The organism is Frankia sp. Cppng1_Ct_nod (genome assembly GCF_920656135.1).
Taxonomy (GTDB): Bacteria; Actinomycetota; Actinomycetes; order Frankiales; family Frankiaceae; genus Protofrankia; species Protofrankia meridionalis.
The window spans coordinates 21,255-39,375 of record NZ_CAKKTK010000012.1; the positions used below are offsets into that span (position 1 = coordinate 21,255).

Genomic DNA, 18,121 nt, shown 5'->3' on the forward strand with positions numbered 1-18,121 from the left:
GGGTGTCATCCTGTTGCTGTGGCTGTCTGGCGACAGGCTGTAGTCACAATGGGGTCACAGGACGGTATCGCACTGGCAATGTCGCCAAGGTTGCCGCGAACACTCCCGGTCGACTTCTGGGCGGCGGCGTCGGTGCCCGATGTCGCCGTCGATGCCGCTGTCGGGGTGGCTGTCGCAGTGGCCTGGTTCGTCGTAAGCAACGGCGTCTCCCGAAGGCGCTTGACGAAGTCACGAGCCTCGGTGAGGCTGCTCACCGGGTAGCCGTTCTTCACCTTGTTACGGGCCAGCTCGGTGAGCTCGCTCAGCGGCATCTCCTGCTCCCGAACCTTGTGCAGGGAGATTCCGGCGAAGCTGGTGTTGATCCCCTCGAAGATCGCGACATGTTCCTTGTCCACACCGACGTAGTACTGGCTGTGAACGTAGATCCAGCTTCCGGCGACCGCGGCACCGAGCAGGACAACGGCGAACAGCCCGATCAGAGCCGGCCGGGGCACCCGTCGCCGCGTGGGATCGTTCGACCTGTCCTCGACCGGATGGTCCGGTTCCGGCTCGTGGCGGTGAGCCCCGGGCCGGCCGATCCTGGCGCCCTTGGCGGCCGGTGACTCCTGGTCGGGGTATCGCGGGTTCGGGCCGGTACGGGCGGGTGTCGCTCCCGGCACGATCCGCTTCTCCGCGGCAGCGCCAGCGACCAGCGGTTCGTCACCGTCGACATCGTTTTCGTCCACCACGTCGGCGACGACGACGGTGATGTTGTCCGGGCCGCCGCCCTTGAGCGCGAGCTCGACCAGTCGGTCAACGGCCTCCTGCGGTGTCGGCAGTAGGAGCGCCTCGAAGATGGTGGCCTCGGTCACGACCCCGGACAGTCCATCGGTACACAACAGGTAGCGGTCGTCCGGGGTCGTCTCGCGGATGGACAGGTCCGGCTCGACGTCACGGCCGTCCAGAGCCCGCATCAGTAACGACCGCTGAGGATGGGTGTCGGCCTGCTCGGGGGTGATCCGTCCCTGGTCGACGAGGTCCTGTACCAGGGTGTGGTCGTGGGTCACCTGGTTCAGGACCTGATCGCGTAGCAGGTAGGCACGGGAGTCGCCGACGTGCAGGACGCCAAGACGGGTCCCTGCCAACAGCAGGGCGGTGACGGTGGTGCCCATGCCTTCCAGCGATCCATCCTCGATGGACATCGCGCGTAGCTGGGCATTGGCCTCGTCCACGGAGTCGGCCAGTGCTTCCAGGATCTCGCTGGCGGCGATGTCCTCGTCCAGGCTGGCCAACTGTGAGATTACGGTCGAGGAGGCGACCTCGCCGGCAGCGTGACCACCCATGCCGTCGGCGACGGCAATCAGCCGCGCGCCTGCATAGGCGGAATCTTCGTTGCCTTCGCGGACGTGGCCGACGTCTGAGCGGACGGCGTAGTGAAGCCTAAGGCTCACCGGTGAAGCTCCAGGACGGTCTTTCCGATCCTGACCGGCGCGCCGAGAGGTACCGGCATGGGACTGGTCACTTTCGTGCGGTCGAGGTATGTGCCATTGGTCGAGCCCAGATCTTCGACGAACCACTGGCCGTCATGGGGGACGAGTCTTGCATGTCTCGCGGAAGCGAAGTCGTCCTCCAGTACCAGAGTCGAGTCCTGCGCACGTCCGATGGTGACAGGCGCCGGTCCGAGCGGAATCGTCGTCCCTGCAAGTTGACCCTTTGTAACGATAAGTTTGCTTGGTGTGCGTGATCGTCGGCTAGAAGGTTTGTTCGTCGGGCGAGGGGGCGCCGCCTGGCGGGCCGGGGCCGGGCGAGACGGGCGTATCGGCGCCTGCATGTGCTGCTGTTGGCGTTTTGTCGGGCCGAACATGTCCAGACGCACCGCTCGGACAGCGGCGAGCACGAATGCCCACAACAGTACGAGAAAGCTGATCTTGACGACCAGCAGAACGAGGTCGCTGGGCTCGGATCCGTTCATAGCGATCTACCAGCCGCGGTCGGTCGGAGCTGGCGCGTCCGGCCCGCCCTGCCGGTCACCGTCGTACGGCTCCCGGCGTCCGGACGCCGGGAGGTGACCGGGACGGTAGGTCTGCTGTTCGTGCATGTCGTCATCGTCAGGACCCGCCGGTGGGCCGTCGCGTCGTGGGTCGCCGTAGCCCGGCCGGGGCGGTCGAGTCGTCCGGGCGTCGAGCGGGTCATACGGATCCTGAGGATCTGTGCCACCACGGTGCTGGCCCTCCCTCCCCCTGTAGGGCTCGTCGTAGCGCGGACCGCCACCATACGGATCGGCCGGCCGGCCCTCCACGGGCTGGCCGGCTGCGGGACGCCCGCCGCCTCGGTAGGGGTCTCCGCCTCGGTACGGGTCGTCGCGGTAGGGGTCGGCCGGTGGCGCGGGGTAGCCCCCGGGTTGGCCGCCCCGTCGTGGGTCGTCGCGGCGTGGGTCGTCGCGGCGTGGATCGCCCCGGCGTGGGTCGTCGCGGCGTGGGTCGCCCCGGCGTGGGTCGTCGCGGTAGGGGTCTTCGCCCCGGTACGGGTCGTCGCGGTAGGGGTCGGCCGGTGGCGCGGGGTAGCCCCCGGGTTGGCCGCCCCGTCGTGGGTCGTCGCGGCGTGGATCGCCCCGGCGTGGGTCGTCGCGGTAGGGGTCTGCGCCCCGGTACGGGTCGGCCGGCCGCCCGCGAGGATCAGCCGGTGCGGCTGCCGCCGGTATGGGAACGGCCGGCACAGGCGTGGCCGGGTACGGGGCTGCCGGACCCGGCGCGGCTGCTGGGGTACGTCCGGCGACACGGCCCGCCTCGGCGTTGCGCGGATCATTCCGGCGGAAGGCCAGGATCGTCGCGCCCAGCTCGATCTGATCGCCATCCACGAGCTTGACCTGGCTGGCTGGACGGCCGTTGACGATGCTCCCGTTGGTGGAGCCGTGGTCGATGTAGACGAACTGGCCGTCCGGCATCCGGCGGACCTCACCGTGCCGGCGCGAAACCCCCGTATCATTGAGACGGATATCACACTCGACGCTGCGACCGATGACCGTGACTTCGCTGTCCAACGGATATTCACGCTCCTCCCCGCCAGCGCGGCCGTCCGGCCCGGGCTTGGTGGAGATGATGAGGCGTGGTACTCCCGGAACTGTCGAGCGGGGTCGTCCGGTACCGCGTCGACCGGCCACCGCGCCAGGGTCGGCCGCGGCGACGCTGCTGCGGATGCGGAACACTCCGACGTCGAGATCGCCGGCTTCGGCGAGGCGCACACCGACCGGCCCGACGAAGGTGTAGCGCTGCTCGGCCGCATGCTCACGGACCATCTCGGCCAACTCGTCGCAAAGCGCTCGGTTGTAGGGGGCGAGCCTGGCGAAGTCGCCACTGGCAAGCTCGACGGCGAACTCGTTGGGGACGAGTACCCGGTTCGAACTGGTCGCGCGCCGGTCGTCGGTCTCTCTGGCCAACGCGCTGGCGATCTCGACCGGTTCGACGCCTCCCTTGAAGACCTTGGCGAACGCGCCTTCGACGAGGCCGCCCAGGCGGCGCTCGAAGCGCTGTAGCACGCCCATCTCGGCCTCCCTCCTCCTGGCCTTCTACCGGCCCTGAGATCGTATGCTTCCGGTGGGGCGCCGCCCACAGCTTGGGCGGCGTGGATCGCGTGGTAGCGTGATAGTCGCACTCGGGCGAGTGGCGGAATGGCAGACGCGCACGGTTCAGGTCCGTGTGTCTTAACGGACGTGGGGGTTCAACTCCCCCCTCGCCCACGCGAGTCGAGGCGGCCTTGCGTGTTTACACGCCAGGTCGCCTCGTGTCATGTCCGCCCGCAGACGGCTCCCCGGTCCGCTCCGTGTGCAGGATCAGCCCGCGAGTCCGCCCTGTTCCGGTAACACCGCCCCGGCGGGCGGGGGCCGGCCGCCGGAGCCGACGAGCCGGGCGAGCCGGGCGAGCCGGGCGAGCGTGGCTGACCGGCGAACGACCGACATCGGCATTACACCGACATCCGCAATTACTCAGGGCGAATCCGCGATCGGCGCCTCGGTGAACGCCATCCTTGCCAGCCTGGGTGTATATCGGGCGGTCGTCTTATGGGTGTGTGGTGGTGGGTTGATAGGCGGGGAGCTGAGGACAGGGGTAGGCGAGGTGGTAGCCCTGGAGGAGATCGCAGTGGAGGTGGATGAGGGCGGCGAGTTGGGCGGGGGTTTCGACGCCTTCGGCGATGGCGGTGAGACCGAGCGTGTGGGCGAGATGGATGACGGCGGCGACGATGGCGTGGTCGGCGGGGTCGTCGGTCATTTTGCTGATGAAGCGGCGGTCGATTTTGAGGCCGTCGAGGGGGAGGCGATGCAGGCGGCTGAGGGAGGAGTGGCCGGAACCGAAGTCGTCGATGTAGAGGGTGATGCCGAGTCTGCGGAGGGCGTGGAGGGTGCGGGTGACGGCGGCGGTGTCGTCGATGAGGGTGCTTTCGGTGATTTCGAGGCAGAGCTGGTAGCGGTCGTCGGGGTTGGTGGCGTGCAGGAGGGCGGTGAGGTCGGGGAGGAACTGTGGATCGGTGAGCTGGCGGGCGGAGACGTTGACGGTGAGGTGGGGTGGGGGGATGGGGGGTGGTCCGTGGGTCCATGCGGCGGCGGCGTGGCAGGCGGTGTGCAGGACCCATCGGCCGAGGGGAATGATCAGCCCGGTTTCCTCGGCGAGGGGGATGAAGGTGTCGGGGTGCAAGAGGCCGCGGGTGGGGTGGTGCCAGCGGATGAGGGCTTCGGCGCCGATGGTTTCGCCGGTGATGGTGAGGATGGGTTGGTAGTACAGGTCGAGCCCGGTGGTGGCCAGCGCGTGGCGGAGGTCGTTTTCCGTGGTGAGGCGGTCCAGGACGTCCGCGCGCATGGTTTCGTCGAACAGGAGGTAGCGGTCGCGGCCGTGGTGTTTGGCGGCGTACATGGCGATGTCGGCGGCGCGTAGGAGGTTGTCGGGGTCGGGGAGGTCGGGGCCGGACAGGGCGATGCCGACGCTGGCGGTGACGGTGACGAGGCGGCCGTCGAGGACGGTCGGTTCGGCCAGGGTGGTCACGACGCGGTCGGCGATGGTGTGCATGGCACGTTCGCTGGTGATGTGGTGGCACAGGATCGCGAATTCGTCGCCGGAGAGGCGGGCGACGGTGTCGTGGGGGCGAACGGCGTGGCGTAGCCGGGTTGCGACCTCGCGTAGGAGTTCGTCGCCGGTGTGGTGGCCCAACGAGTCGTTGACGGTTTTGAAACCGTCGAGGTCAATGAACAGGATTCCGATCCGGGCGGACCGGGTGTCCAACGCCTGTTGGAGCTGGTCGAGGAGGGCGGTGCGGTTCGGGAGGCCGGTCAGGCCGTCGTGCAACGCCCGGTAGTGGGCGTCGCGTTCGACCTGGAAGCGGACCGCGGCAGCACCGAGCACGGTCGCGACCCCCTGCACGAACTCCACCTCACGATCAGCGAACGAACCCGGAGTGGTGCGGTACACGGTGAGGAGCGCGGTGGGACTGTCGGGCTGACCGACCGGAACCACCAACCCCGACCGGCCCCTACCGTTCATCGTCGGATCCGCTTGCGGCGCCGACCCCACGACCGCGGCCAACCGCGGTACCGTCTGCCCCGGCAACGACTCGTACACGGTCACCGCATCCGCAGCCAGATGACCGGCGATCGCCGTCGCGGCCGCCTCCCACAACGGATCAGGCTCCAGACTGGCCAACGCCCGCCGACCCAGCTCCGCCACGATCGCCTGCTCCGCGGATCGAATCCGCAACTCCCCCAGCGCCCGCTCGCGATCAGTAACATCCGTGGCGACGACCGCCAACGACGCCACCATCCCCTTCACGTCGAATATCGGCACCATGTGCGCCTCGAACTGACGCCCGTGCGCCTCGATGACAGCCGAGACAGGCTCCCCACCCAACGCCTTTCGGACCATGGGCAGGATGGTCATGCCCCTGAATGCCTCGAAGATCGACGACCGTCGCCCAGCGTTGACATGGGCGATGCTCACCTCGCCTTCGGCGAACACGATGCGTCCGTTCGGGTCCATCAGGAGCAATGTCACCGGGGTGTTCTCCAGAAGCAGCCGGAGGTAATGGTGGGCGGCCATCTCCTCGGTGATGTCCTGGAACTGGCTGAGGTAGTAGGGTTCCCCGTCCGGATCATCCGACAGCACCACCGCGGTGGCTAGCACATGCACCACCGAACCGTCCGGACGCGCGAACCGGAGCACATCCTGGTACCCGGTCCGTCCCTCGGTTGCCGACGGTGCCGCCAAGCCCGACTGTTCCGCCCGGTCGGCCGGATGGATCAGCCTGTCCCAGGTGCCACCGACCAGGTCCGCCTCGCTACGACCCAGGATCCGACACGTCGCCGCATTCACCCGCCGTACCCGACGATCAGCGACACCGATGACGGCCATCCCGATCTCCAGTCGGTCGAACAGGTCCAGCCGTTCCCCCTCCCGTCCCACCACGCCATCACCCACTCACTACATCCACATGGCTGTGAGGGTTCCGGGAGGAGCCCTCACAGCAGGCTCGCTCTGGTAACGAGAACGTTAATTGTACTTGAATAGTTGCCAGATGTAACCAAGGGTGTGTGAGGGTGGGGAGCTCGATCAGGAGGCCGCGAGCCGGACAGCCCTATTCCCGATCGCTCTAACCTGCGCATTTGGCGAGTACGCGGCGCATGGCGTCGCGTTCGGCCGTCTCGACCCACAGCCCATAACGGGCCTTCACCCCGATTTGTCGAGCCACGTACGGGCACTGGAACGACTGGTTCGGCGGCAGCCACTCGGAGGCGTCGTCGTCACCTTTGGCCTGGTTCGTCGGACCGTCGACGGCAAGCAGGTTCTCCGGGTCGTTCGCGAACTCGACCCGCTTCTCCGGCGACCAGGATGCCGCCCCCGTCCGCCAGGCATCCGAAAGCGCCACCACGTGGTCGATCTGGATGGCGGACGCGGCCCGCGCACGGTTGAAGCGGAGAACCCGGTTCGTGTACGGATCCTTCAACTCTCCGGTCAGCACGATGCACGAGTCATTCTTGTTCACGTTCACCAGGGTCAGGTCCCGGTGCAGGATGTCGTTGCGCGTGTCGCAGCCGTTCCCGTCGACGTCCTGCCAGGCGGTGCCAAACTCGTCCCGCCGGTACTGCGGTGATGTTGTCGCCGCGCGGACCGGAATGGACTGGAGCGTGGTGATGGCGGTCCGGGCGACGGTGGCCTGCCCGCGCCCGCCGGCTCCGCCGCCCGCACCGGCGTTCGCCTGCGCCCCCACGTTGTCGGCAGCTCCACAGCCGGCCGCGACGAAGCCAAGCCCCAGGCACACCGCAAGGGCCACGCACAGCGCCCGCATCCTGGCGATGGCTGGAGCCGGAACCGGGCGACTGTGGTTCCGCTCGGCACACGAAACCGGTAAGGCTGTCAACGGAGCGGGTTGGTGGTCGGTCATAACGCCCAGTGTCTCGTCACCCACGTCACCCACGTCACCCACCGTGCGATATGGCCGGCCATGGATCGGTGTGTCGGCCACCCTGCCGTGGGCCGGTAGGGCGGCCGCCGCAGCCGCAGCGGCCGCCGCCGTGGACAGCGGTCAGATCACAGCCGGCGGATGCGGCGCGGTGTTCTGCATCGGACGCCCCGCGGCATTCCAGGCGATCATTCCGCCGTTGAGGTTCCGGGCCTGCCAACCCGAGCGGTGAAGGTAGGCCGTGACCGCGGCTGAGCGCTGCCCGGAGCGGCAGACGACCACCACGTCCCGCTCGCGCGGCACCTCGTCGAGACGGTCGAGGAGTTCTCCCATGGGGATGTGCACCGCGCCGGCGATGTGCCCGGCATCCCACTCGTCGGGTTCCCGGACGTCGAGGAGCAGGAGTTCGGCATCCGTCGACGTCTCGGCCGGGAGTTGGTCGACGGAGACTGTAGGTATCTGGTCCGAGCTCACCCGACCATCCTGTCAAAGGAAGAGAGCCCGGGTCTCCACCTCGGGCAGTTCCGGCATGGCAGGAGTCTCGCACCTGGGCCGTACGCATCCGCCGATGGGTGTCCGGTTTTTTCGGGAGTCCTGTCGTTGTGCCGTTGGTGACCGGGGCCGATGGCCCTGCGTGGTTGGCTTCGGTCATCGAAGGTCCTTTTTGCCCACGCGGGCAGGTGCGCGGTGGGACCGTGACTAACGTGGAATCGCTGGATGTGGAGTCATCAGGGCGCGGGGCGGACGGGCCGTGGCTCACCTGCCCGTGGTGCGGCGGAATCGTCCCGCTGGCGCACCTTGTCCCCGCGGACGAGGAGCCGGATGCTCGCGTCGCCGTCTGCGACTCGTGCGGACGCCGGGTTGAGTTCCTCTCCCCGACCGACCCGACCGCCTGAACTCCTCCACGACGGTCGGCCCAGGTCGGTCGACGCGGCGCTAGCCGGGCGTGGACTCGACCCGGACGACATAGTCCTCGATCACCGGGTTGGCGAGCAGGGACGCGGCGAGCCGGTCGATCCGGGCGAGTACCTCGGCGTCCGTTTCGCCGTCCACCTCCAGCTCGAAGCGCTTGCCCTGGCGCACCCCGACGATGCCGGACACTCCCAGCCGTGGCAGCGCGGCCAGCACCGCCTGTCCCTGAGGGTCGAGGATTTCCGGCTTCAGCATCACGTCCACTACGACCCTGGCCACGTCTGAAGACCCTATCCGTGGACGATGTGACCTCGCGGCGTACCCGGTCACTACGCTCGGATCCGTGTCGACATCCGCATCATGGGCAGCCGAGCTGTCAGAGGTATCCGGGCCGTCGGAGGCAGCCGCGTGGGGGGACTCCACCCCTGGATTTTCCGCCCCTGGATCTGTCGTCGGATCCGATCTGGACAAGCGGCTGGCCAGGCTTGCGGCCGGGCTCGCCGAACTGGGATCCGTGCTGGTCGCCTTCTCCGGGGGCGCGGACTCGGCCTTCCTGCTCACCGCCGCGGTCCGGACACTCGGCGTGGATGCGGTGGTGGCCGCCACCGCGGTCTCGTCGTCCCTGCCGGACGCGGAGCTGCGGGCCGCCACGAGCTTCGCCGCCGAACTCGGGGTTCGCCATCTCACGCCGTCCACCAACGAGATGGGACGGGCGGGTTACCGGGCCAACGGCTCCGACCGGTGTTACTTCTGCAAGGCGGAGCTCACCGAGACACTGCGTCCGCTCGCCGACTCCCTCGGGCTGGCCCACGTGGTGACCGGTACGAACGCCGACGATGCCGTCGCCGGGTTCCGACCGGGTATCCGGGCGGCCGCGGTCCGGGGGGCGCGTACCCCGCTGTGGGACGCCGGTCTGACCAAGGCCGAGGTCCGTGAGGCATCGCGACGCTGGGGTCTGTCGACCTGGGACAAGCCGGCTGCCGCCTGCCTGGCGAGCCGCATCTCCTACGGCACCGAGGTGTCGCCGGCGCGCCTTGCCCGGGTCGAACGGGCCGAGGTCGCCCTACGGCTGGCCATGGCCACCGCCGAGCTGGGCGTGACGAATCTGCGGGTCCGCGACCTCGACGACACGGCACTGGTCGAGGTGGATGCCGACCGGGTGGGCGCCCTGACCGCACGTCCGGATCTGCTGGCGGTGGTCGAGGGCTTCGACCGGGTGGAGATCGATCAACGCGGCTTCCGTTCCGGCTCCATGAACGAGCTGCTGACGCCTCCCGGACACTAGACGTCGGTGTCGGTGTCGGTGTCGGTGTCGGGAGTCGGGTCCGTCTCGTCGACGTCATCAACCGGGGCAGGGGAGCGGACCATGGCCACGATGCCGAGGAGCGCGACGGCGAAGCCGACGGTCAGCCCGCCGGCCGCGAGCACGTTCAGCCAGACGGGTCGTTCGGTCACGCCGAAGAAGAACGGGATGATGACGGCCGCGGTGGCGACGAGCCCGATCGCGAACAGCACCACGCCCGTCCGGACAAGCAGGTCAGCCCGGTTCCGGATTTCCCCTGGGGCCTCCGGCGGCGCGGACAGACTCATGATCGCGCCACCTTTGGCCGGTGCGGCTGTTCCTCGTCCACATGCGCCAGCCTACGGACCATGCGGGGTGTCCGTGCCAGGAAGTCGGGATGTGTCGGGGATGCGGGAAGATCCAGGGATGTCGGTCATCCCGAGCTGCCCGAACAGCCACGGATGGTTTCCGGGTTACGAATAACCACGCATGACCACCCGTCGGCGTGTCCCCGGATAGCCTTGGAGACCTCGACATCTCATCGACAGTCTCCCTTCGTGACGCAGAACGAGGTCGCCCGTGCCCACCGGCAAAGTCAAGTGGTTCGACGTCGACAAGGGCTTCGGTTTTCTCAGCCGTGACGACGGCGGTGACGTGTTCGTTCACAAGGGCGCGTTACCGGCCGGCGTGGAGAAACTCAAGCCCGGCGACCGGGTCGAGTTCGGTGTCGCCGCGGGCCGTCGTGGAGACCAGGCGCTGTCGGTGCGGGTGCTCGCGGCTCCGCCGTCGGTGGCGAAGGCCGCCGCCCATGCGGCCCGGCGCAGTCCCGACGAACTCCACAGCATGGTCGAAGACATGATCAAACTACTGGACGAGGTGCAGGGCTCACTGCGTCGGGGCCGCTACCCCGACCGTCGGACCGCCGCGAAGGTGGCCAAGGTCGTCCACGCGGTCGCCGACGAACTGGATACCTGAGCGGGGCCACCAGCCCGGAGTCGGCTGCGGGCTGTGCCGGCTGCGGGTTGTGCCGGCTGCGGGACGCCGGCGCGGTGGCAGCACGGGTCCGTTCGGTTCAGCGCAGCGGGGTGGGTAGGGGCGGGACGAGTCCAGCGGCTGCCGCCCGCCCCAGTAACACCTCAACCGCCGCGTAACCCTCGTCGCCGAGCTCGAGGGTGTAGCCGTTGACGTACAGCCCGATGTGGGCGTCCACCACGCCCGCATCCATTTCCTGCGCGTGGCCGAGGACGTACGCCCGCGACGCTTCCGGGTCGGCAAGCGCCATCGCGACACTGGCCCGTACCGCGGACGACAACGCGGTACCGTCCTGGTCGCGTCGGCCGAGGACGGCACCGAGCGGGATGGGTAGACCGGTCTCGGACTCCCACCAGTCGCCGAGGTCGGCGATGGCGGTGAGGCCGTAGGACGGGTAGGTGAACCGCGATTCGTGGATCACCAGGCCGGCATCGTACTGCCCGTCCCGCACCGCCGGCATGATCTTGTCGAACGGTAGGACGTCGATACCGCCCACCCCATGCCGCTCGGACCAGAGGCGAAACAGCAGGTATGCGGTCGTGCGCATACCGGGGATCGCCACATGCGCGCCGCGAAGGTCGTCCCGTCCGGTGGTGAGGACGAGTGGCCCGCACCCGCGTCCGAGCGCACTGCCGGCCGACAACAGCTGGTAGGAGTCCAGCAGCCATGGCAGGGCCGCGTAGGACACCTTCACCAGATCGTCGAGGCCGTCCGCGGCCCGGGTGTTCAGCATGTCGATGTCGGCGAAGGTCACCGTGACCTCGGGGATGCCCTTGACCAGCCCGTGTGTCAGCGCGTGGAACGCGAACGTGTCGTTCGGGCACGGGGAGATCGCCAGCTGAAGCGGGGATGGCGGCCTCGAACCGGTCATGACATACCGGGTCCGGGGACCGGCCTGGCCGGTTCGGCGCTGCCGGGGGTTTCCAGGACGGCGGTGAGAGCGTCGATGCCGGCGGCGAGTCCGGCCGTGGCCGCGCTCAGCCCGGCGAAGGCCCTTGGCAGGTCCCAGGCGGATCGGTCGCGGCGACCGACCAGGTTGCTGATTGCGCGGACCTCCGCGAACGGGGTGTTGAACGCGGACGCTGCGACGGCGACCGCGTACCCTTCCATGGCCTCGGCGACCGGGCCGAACCGCAGAGCCAGGGCGGCGGCCCGCTGGTCGGTCCCGGTGACCGTCGAGACGCTGAGGACCGGCCCGGTGGTGACCGTACGCCCGGTGCCGGTGAGAAGTTCGACGAGCCGCCGGACGACGCCTTCGTGCGGCGTCAGCACGGACGGTCCGAGCCCGAGTGAGTCCAGGCTCAGGAAATCGCCGGATGCGGAAGGTGTCGAGGGTGAGGGCCGTTGCCCTGGCCCGCAGGCCGAGGTGTCGAGGCCGGACTCGGCACCGAGATCCGCGGCGACCACTGCATCCGCGACAACCAGGTCACCGATGTCGGCCCGGCCGGTGAAACCGCCTGCGACACCAAGGGAGATGACCAGGCTGAACGGTTCCCCGGTGGCACGGGCGGTCGCCAGCGCTGTCGCGGTGCCGGCCGCCGCCGCCGGACCGGCGGCTCCCGCGGCCAGGACGGTCAACGCACCGGATCGGCGTCCCAGATAGGGACCGAGTCGCACGGCCGTGAGCAGCTGGCGGTCCCAGGACGGCCCGGGACCGCCGCGGGACGGCTGTGCCGAGGCGGATGCGTTGGCCCGTGGTTGCCAGGGACCCATCATCCCGGCGCAGGCTGCGTCCGCCTCCGGACTGACCGCTGTGACAACCAGGACCCGGTTCACCGGGACCTCATGGAGCCGACCTCATGAAAGCTGACGCCTGAGTTCATGAATGCTATGGCTGGACGACGAGACGGAACGGCCAGCTTCCCGACGCCCCGTTCGAGCCGCCGTGAGGGGCCTGGAAGATGGTCAGGTTCACCTGGCCCCGTCCGTCCGGCACGGTCAGCCGGTAGTGCTGCACCGTGATGATGTCGGAGATGCGGGTGTCGTTGGACGCCAGGAAGTACCCGTTGTCGGCAACCGACTTCGGAACGTCGATGTTGACGCTGTCTCCTGGAACGGCGCGCAGGACCGGCGGTTGGTAGCCGGCATCCTTGATCACCGCACCGTCGCGATCATACTGGGCGGCGTGCGCCTGTACGAAGTTTCTTCCGGACTGGATGGTCACCAGCGGTGTCGGCCGGTCGCAACCGGCGAGTACCAGGACGAGCGCGCCGAGGACAGGCAGCGCGGCGAGGCGTCGCCACCGGGCGCGGGGGATTAGCCGAGATACGGACACGATCGGAGATTATCCTTCTCCGCAGGCCGGGGGCCGGTCGGCTCGCGCCCTAAACGGTGGGTTATCGGTCTCACCGGAGGTCTCGTTCCCACCGGCGGTAAGGGGATCGCTGCGGGATGGTCGGCTGTGATGCGAGGGGATCCGTCTCGGGCCTCGCGGTTGCGTCCCGGTCGGGTTTGTCCGGGACGGTAGACGGGTGCGGGTCCACCAGGGTCGGCGGGTTGATGTCCGCGGGAACAGGCGCCTCGAAGGCCTGTGTATGTGGCAACGGCTTGCCCGGCGGGCCTGGATCGAAGTGGGCCATGCCGGTGCGGGCCAGGGTGGTACGGGCCAGGGTGGTACGGGCCGCGGTCCGCGAGCGGTGCAGCGCTCGGACCTCCACGAACATCGTGAGTAGAACCGCCGCGGAAGCCACCGCGAAGCCAAGCGTTCCCGGTATCTCGACGAGGCCGAACGCGCCGCCCGCGACCCACGCAAGCTGAAGCGCGGTTTCGGAGCGGGCGAACGCGGAGTTGCGGGTGTCCTCGGTGATGTCGCGTTGGATGATCGCGTCCAGTCCGAGTTTGCTCATGGAACCGGCCATGGTCACCAGGAACGCGGCGAGTAGCGACGTGAGCTTCATGTAGTTGATGGCGGCGCCGAGGCATCCGCCCGCCGCCATGAGCAGGGACAGGATCAGCAGCGCTTCCGGGCGCCGGCGGCCGAGTCGCCCGCCGATGAACACGCCGAGGCCGCTACCCACGCCGGCGCAGATCGCCAGCCCGCCGAGCCACAGGTTGTTGCCACCGTTCGTCCGTAGCAGGAACGCGAGGTAGAAGGTGAGGAATCCGACCAGGCCGCGCAGCACCAGGGACGCTCGGAGGGCAACCGGAAGCCCGCCCAGGACGCGGCGCAGCCGTCCGGTGATGTCCCGATGGGTGAGGATCTCCTTCAGGACAAAGGCGCGCTTCTCACCTGCGGCGGAATCGACGTGTTTGGGCAGGTTGAATGCCAGCAGGACGCCCGCCATGTAGACGATGGCGCAGATCCGCAGCACCCATGGGTAGCCGACGAGGGGGATCTTCGCGATGGCGAGACCGAGCGGCGCCACCACCGATCCGGCCACGATGTTGACCAGGGAGATCCGGGAGTTGACCTTGACGAGGGTCAGGCTCCGCGGTGTGACCCGGGGAATGACCGCGCTGCGGGCTACGCCGAACGCCCGGGACAGCACCAGCAGGCCCAGCGCGAGCGGGTAGACCTGTAGCCGTTCGTTGATCGCGCCGGCAAGCTGCCAGGCGAGCATGCCGCGGGCCAGACAGATCGCGGCCAGGGCGGTCCGGCGACCGTAGGCGAACCGGTCCAGCACCGGGCCTATCACCGGCGCCAACAGGACGAACGGCACCATCGTGATCAATAGGTACATGCCGACTTTGGACCGGGCCTCGCCGGTCGGTACGGTCAGGAAGAGCGATCCGGCCAGTGTCACGGTCACCAGGGCGTCCCCGGCCGCGTTGACGAAGGACAGCTCTGTCAGGGAAGCGAGCCCGGACTGTTCGGCGCCGCCGCGACGCACGGACGCACGTAGTTTCCGGACCCCCATGGATACGCCGGTGCCCACGCTCACCATGCTGACTGTCCTCCCCGGGGAGGGCCACCACGACCACGCGGCGCAGTTCCCGAACCTGTGGGCGACAATATGTGTCGTGGAGGCTCAGGACGTACAGCTCGACCCGGCAACACCGACAACCCCGGCAATCATGACGACCCAGGCAACCCAGGCAACCCCGGCAACGCCGGGTGTGGGAGCGCCGGTTCCCGACAGGCCCGCCGCCGGGCCGGACGAACCGGGTCCGGTCGCTCCGGCGTCCCGGTCGTCAGCGGCCCCACGGTCACCGGTGGTTTCACGGCCTGCGCGGTCCCCCAGAGCGCCGAAGGCGCCCACCTTGGATGCCGTATGCGCCACGGCTGTTGACCAGGCCCGAGCCGCCGCGGTCGCCGAGGCCGGTGATCCGGACGCCGTGGGTGAGCATCTCGGCGTCGAGGCCGAGAGCGAACGGCTCGTGCTGCACCGGTTCGCCTGCACGGTCCGGGCCTACCCCGGCTGGGTCTGGACAGTCGTGGTCACCCGTGCCTCGCGGATGCGGAAGGTCACGGTGGACGATGTGGTGCTACTGCCCGGTGATCTTGCGATGACCGCCCCGCCGTGGGTGCCGTGGTCGGAGCGACTGCGTCCCGGTGATGTAGGGGTCGGTGACCTGCTGCCGACCGCCGCGGACGACCCGCGGCTCACCCTGCGTCTCGGGGACGTCGAGGAGTTCGTCGACACCGATGCGTGGAATGAGTTCGGGCTCGGTCGCCCACGCCTGCTGTCCCTGGTCGGTCGCGATGACGCTGTCGCCCGCTGGTATGCGGGAGAGTCCGGCCCGGAGGCCTCGATCGCCCGGGTCGCCCCTGCCGCCTGCTTGACCTGCGGCTTTCATGTACGCCTCGCTGGAATCCTCGGACGCCTGTTCGGGGTGTGCGCGAACGAGATGGCTCCGGACGACGGGCGGGTGACCACGCTCGACCATGGCTGCGGCGCCCATTCGGAGGCGTTGGTCGCTCCGTCCGCGCATCCTGAGTCGATCGTGTATGACGACGACCCGTCCGATCTGGAGCCGACAGACCTGGAACTTGTCGGTATTACCGCGCACCCGCCCGGCTCGGTCCCCGACGACTCCGGGTACGCGTCCGCGGGCGAAAGCGCCGGACCGGAGCCCTACGGCCACTCCTGAGCCGTTGGTCGTCGGCTTGCCCCTGCCCCTGCCCCCGGCCCGGCCCCCATGCCGGACGGGGTGGGGCGACAAGGTTTGTCCTGCCGGGAGCGTCCGGGAAGATGGACGGTGTGACCGGCACACCCAGCGCCCCCGCCATCGTCCCGTCCGGCGACGTTCCGCAGCCTTACCACGAACTTGGCCTGACCGACGACGAGTACGCCCGCATCGTTTCCACGCTCGGGCGAACACCGTCCGACGCCGAGCTCGCCATGTATTCGGTGATGTGGAGTGAGCACTGCTCGTACAAGTCATCCAAGGTGCATCTGCGGCAGTTCCGCGACACGCCTGCCGGTGACCGTCTGCTCGTCGGGATGGGCGAGAACGCAGGGGTGGTTGCTGTCGGTGAAGGCCTTGCTGTCACATTCAAGATCGAATCACATAACCATCCGAGCTTTGTCGAGCCCTACCAGGGCGCGGCGACAGGCGTCGGTGGGATCGTCCGCGACATCCTCACCATGGGAGCCAGGCCGATCGCTGTACTCGACCCGCTGCGGTTCGGTGACGCCGATGCTCCCGACACCGCCCGAGTGCTGCCAGGGGTGGTTGCGGGCATCGGCGGCTACGGCAACTGCCTAGGCCTGCCGACGATCGGCGGCGAGGTCGTCTTCGACCCGACCTATCTCGGGAATCCGCTGGTCAACGCCTTGTGCGTGGGGGTGATGCCGGTCGGACGGGTGCAGACGTCGGCAGCGACCGGGGTCGGCAACGCGGTCGTCCTGCTCGGCGCGAAGACCGGCCGGGACGGCATCGGCGGGGTGTCGGTGCTAGCGTCCGCGACCTTCGACGAGGGCGGCGGGCCGGCGCGCCGCCCGGCCGTTCAGGTCGGTGACCCGTTCACCGAGAAGATTCTCATCGAGTCCTGCCTGGAACTGTTCGACCGTGGACTGGTCGTTGCCATCCAGGACCTCGGTGGCGCCGGGCTCACCTGCGCGCTGACCGAGACGACCGCGGCCGGGCTCGCCGGCGGCGGCCCGGGCGGGATGGCGGTCGACCTCGACCTCGTGCCCCTGCGGGAGGCGTCGATGGTGCCGCACGAGATCTTGGCGAGTGAGTCCCAGGAGCGGATGCTCGCGATCGTCACCCCGGATGCGCTGCCCGAGGTGCTGGCGGTCGCCGACCGCTGGGGTGTCCTTGCCACCAGGATCGGAACCGTTACCGACAGTGGACGGTTGGTCATCCGCTGGCACGGTGACGTTGTCGTCGACGTCCCGCCCGGATCGCTCGCCGACGACGGGCCCGTGTACGACCGGCCGATCCGTCGGCCCGCGGAGCTGGACACCCTGCGTGCGGACGACCCGGCGACACTGCCGCGTCCGACCACTGGTGACGAACTGCGCGCGACGCTACTGACCATGATCGCCTCACCGAATCTGTGTTCCAAGGAATGGGTGACCGACCAGTACGACCGGTATGTGCAGGCGAACACGGTGCTTGCGCAGCCCGAGGACGCCGGGGTGGTCAGGCTTTCCGAGGAGACAGGCCTCGGTATCGCTTTGGCCACGGATGGCAATGGGCGGCACTCGCGGCTCGACCCGTTCGCGGGCGTCCAGCTCGCCCTCGCCGAGGCGTGCCGCAACGTGGCGGCGGCCGGGGCGGTACCGATCGCGGTCACGAACTGCCTGAACTTCGGCTCCCCGGAGGACCCGGAGGTCATGTGGCAGTTCGCCGAGACAACCCGGGGCCTCGCGGACGCCTGCCGTCAGCTCGGGTTGCCGGTGACCGGGGGGAACGTGTCCTTCTACAACCAGACCGGGCCCACTCCGATCAACCCGACGCCGGTCGTCGGCGTCCTCGGCATCTTCGACGACGTGGCCCGGAGGGTTCCGATCGGCTTCACCGACGAGGGTGACTCGCTGTTGTTGCTTGGTGAGACCCGTGCGGAGTTCGGCGGATCCGAGTGGGCGTGGGTGGCGCACCGGCATCTCGGCGGGCAGCCACCCGTCGTCGATCTCGCGGCCGAGAAGCGGCTCGCGGAGATCCTGGTGTCGGGTTCACGCGACGGCATGCTGAGCGCGGCGCACGACCTGTCCGACGGTGGTCTGGCACAGGCGCTGGTCGAGTCGTGCCTGCGTGGCGGGCGCGGCGCCAGGGTCGTCCTCCCCCGCGGCGCGGACGTGTTCACCGAGCTGTTCAGCGAGTCGGCGGGACGCGCGCTGGTGGCCGTGTCCCGGTCGGAGGAGCTGCGCTTCACCGACATGTGCGGTGCCCGTGGACTGCCGTGGCGGCGTATCGGTGTGGTGGACGGCGACATCCTCGATGTCCAGGACGCCTTCACCGTCGGTCTGGACGAGTTGCGGGCCGCCCATTCGTCCACTCTGCCAGCCCTCTTCGGCGCCATGGCAGTCGAAAGCCGTAGGTGGAAACCGTCGGTGTAGCGACGGAAACTACCTACGGCTCCGACCG

General features: G+C 68.9%; 18 protein-coding genes and 1 tRNA gene. 6 read left to right on the forward strand and 13 right to left on the reverse strand.

The features are described 5' to 3' along the window. Positions 1-5: 5 nt before the first annotated feature. From NBW77_RS05890 to NBW77_RS05900, 3 genes are read right to left on the reverse strand one after another with little or no spacing between them, the layout of a single operon-like run. Complete coding sequence (locus NBW77_RS05890) at positions 6-1,430, reverse strand: PP2C family protein-serine/threonine phosphatase (RefSeq protein WP_131744630.1); 1,425 nt, start codon at positions 1,428-1,430, stop codon at positions 6-8. Further along, positions 1,427-1,951 carry an FHA domain-containing protein FhaB/FipA gene (locus NBW77_RS05895; RefSeq protein ID WP_131744629.1) on the reverse strand — a complete coding sequence of 175 codons (525 nt, stop codon included), beginning with the start codon at positions 1,949-1,951 and terminating at the stop codon, positions 1,427-1,429. Before NBW77_RS05895 ends, NBW77_RS05890 begins: the two co-directional genes overlap by 4 nt. Positions 1,952-1,957: 6 nt before the next feature. Continuing rightward, the gene (locus NBW77_RS05900; RefSeq protein ID WP_250279380.1) at positions 1,958-3,520 is read right to left on the reverse strand and encodes an FhaA domain-containing protein; all 1,563 of its coding nucleotides are present in this window, start codon (positions 3,518-3,520) and stop codon (positions 1,958-1,960) included. Between the two features lie 112 nt (positions 3,521-3,632). On the opposite strand from NBW77_RS05900, the gene NBW77_RS05905 reads away from it, so the two are divergent. After that, positions 3,633-3,715: transfer RNA gene (locus NBW77_RS05905), tRNA-Leu, on the forward strand. Positions 3,716-3,808: 93 nt separating this feature from the next. Here NBW77_RS05905 and NBW77_RS22025 read toward each other — a convergent pair. The 4 genes from NBW77_RS22025 to NBW77_RS05920 all read right to left on the reverse strand — a co-directional run bounded on the left by NBW77_RS22025 (position 3,809) and on the right by NBW77_RS05920 (position 7,893). Then, complete coding sequence (locus tag NBW77_RS22025) at positions 3,809-3,934, reverse strand: hypothetical protein (protein ID WP_284346890.1); 126 nt, start codon at positions 3,932-3,934, stop codon at positions 3,809-3,811. 100 nt (positions 3,935-4,034) lie between these two features. Continuing rightward, positions 4,035-6,425 carry a sensor domain-containing protein gene (locus NBW77_RS05910; RefSeq protein WP_250279381.1) on the reverse strand — a complete coding sequence of 797 codons (2,391 nt, stop codon included), beginning with the start codon at positions 6,423-6,425 and terminating at the stop codon, positions 4,035-4,037. A gap of 184 nt (positions 6,426-6,609) precedes the next feature. Then, entirely contained in the window at positions 6,610-7,434 is an 825-nt protein-coding gene (locus tag NBW77_RS05915) for an HNH endonuclease family protein (protein ID WP_242605458.1), read from the reverse strand. 108 nt (positions 7,435-7,542) lie between these two features. Further along, the gene (locus NBW77_RS05920; protein WP_131744653.1) at positions 7,543-7,893 is read right to left on the reverse strand and encodes a rhodanese-like domain-containing protein; all 351 of its coding nucleotides are present in this window, start codon (positions 7,891-7,893) and stop codon (positions 7,543-7,545) included. Between the two features lie 221 nt (positions 7,894-8,114). On the opposite strand from NBW77_RS05920, the gene NBW77_RS05925 reads away from it, so the two are divergent. Beyond that, entirely contained in the window at positions 8,115-8,315 is a 201-nt protein-coding gene (locus tag NBW77_RS05925) for a zinc ribbon domain-containing protein (protein WP_131744654.1), read from the forward strand. A gap of 40 nt (positions 8,316-8,355) precedes the next feature. Here the strand turns inward: NBW77_RS05925 and purS are convergent, their stop codons facing one another. Beyond that, complete coding sequence (gene purS / locus NBW77_RS05930; RefSeq protein WP_131744655.1) at positions 8,356-8,610, reverse strand: phosphoribosylformylglycinamidine synthase subunit PurS; 255 nt, start codon at positions 8,608-8,610, stop codon at positions 8,356-8,358. Between the two features lie 64 nt (positions 8,611-8,674). On the opposite strand from purS, the gene larE reads away from it, so the two are divergent. Then, positions 8,675-9,616, forward strand: coding sequence for an ATP-dependent sacrificial sulfur transferase LarE (gene larE, locus NBW77_RS05935; RefSeq protein WP_502799442.1), 942 nt, complete (start codon positions 8,675-8,677; stop codon positions 9,614-9,616). Here the strand turns inward: larE and NBW77_RS05940 are convergent. Continuing rightward, positions 9,613-9,921 carry a hypothetical protein gene (locus tag NBW77_RS05940; RefSeq protein ID WP_175324610.1) on the reverse strand — a complete coding sequence of 103 codons (309 nt, stop codon included), beginning with the start codon at positions 9,919-9,921 and terminating at the stop codon, positions 9,613-9,615. The two genes, larE and NBW77_RS05940, sit on opposite strands and share 4 nt — an antisense overlap. 271 nt (positions 9,922-10,192) lie before the next feature. Here NBW77_RS05940 and NBW77_RS05945 point away from each other — a divergent pair, with 271 nt between their 5' ends. Next, complete coding sequence (locus NBW77_RS05945) at positions 10,193-10,588, forward strand: cold-shock protein (protein WP_131744656.1); 396 nt, start codon at positions 10,193-10,195, stop codon at positions 10,586-10,588. A 97-nt stretch (positions 10,589-10,685) separates the two neighbouring features. Here the strand turns inward: NBW77_RS05945 and NBW77_RS05950 are convergent, their stop codons facing one another. From NBW77_RS05950 to NBW77_RS05965, 4 genes are all read right to left on the reverse strand, one after another. After that, positions 10,686-11,516, reverse strand: coding sequence for a 1,4-dihydroxy-6-naphtoate synthase (locus tag NBW77_RS05950; protein WP_131744657.1), 831 nt, complete (start codon positions 11,514-11,516; stop codon positions 10,686-10,688). After that, positions 11,513-12,421 (reverse strand): futalosine hydrolase, encoded by a 909-nt coding sequence (gene mqnB / locus NBW77_RS05955; protein ID WP_250279382.1) that lies wholly within the window; start codon positions 12,419-12,421, stop codon positions 11,513-11,515. Before mqnB ends, NBW77_RS05950 begins: the two co-directional genes overlap by 4 nt. Before the next feature lie 52 nt (positions 12,422-12,473). Continuing rightward, entirely contained in the window at positions 12,474-12,920 is a 447-nt protein-coding gene (locus NBW77_RS05960) for a YgdI/YgdR family lipoprotein (RefSeq protein WP_242605460.1), read from the reverse strand. A 70-nt stretch (positions 12,921-12,990) separates the two neighbouring features. Further along, on the reverse strand, positions 12,991-14,529 hold the full coding sequence (locus tag NBW77_RS05965; RefSeq protein ID WP_131744658.1) for an MFS transporter: 1,539 nt from the start codon (positions 14,527-14,529) through the stop codon (positions 12,991-12,993). Here NBW77_RS05965 and NBW77_RS05970 point away from each other — a divergent pair. Both NBW77_RS05970 and purL read left to right on the forward strand, forming a co-directional pair. Next, the gene (locus NBW77_RS05970; RefSeq protein ID WP_242605461.1) at positions 14,513-15,676 is read left to right on the forward strand and encodes a DUF3027 domain-containing protein; all 1,164 of its coding nucleotides are present in this window, start codon (positions 14,513-14,515) and stop codon (positions 15,674-15,676) included. The genes NBW77_RS05965 and NBW77_RS05970 overlap by 17 nt on opposite strands. 110 nt (positions 15,677-15,786) lie before the next feature. Next, positions 15,787-18,093: a phosphoribosylformylglycinamidine synthase subunit PurL gene (gene purL, locus NBW77_RS05975; RefSeq protein ID WP_131744659.1), complete on the forward strand. Its 2,307-nt coding sequence runs from the start codon at positions 15,787-15,789 to the stop codon at positions 18,091-18,093. Positions 18,094-18,121: the final 28 nt, after the last annotated feature.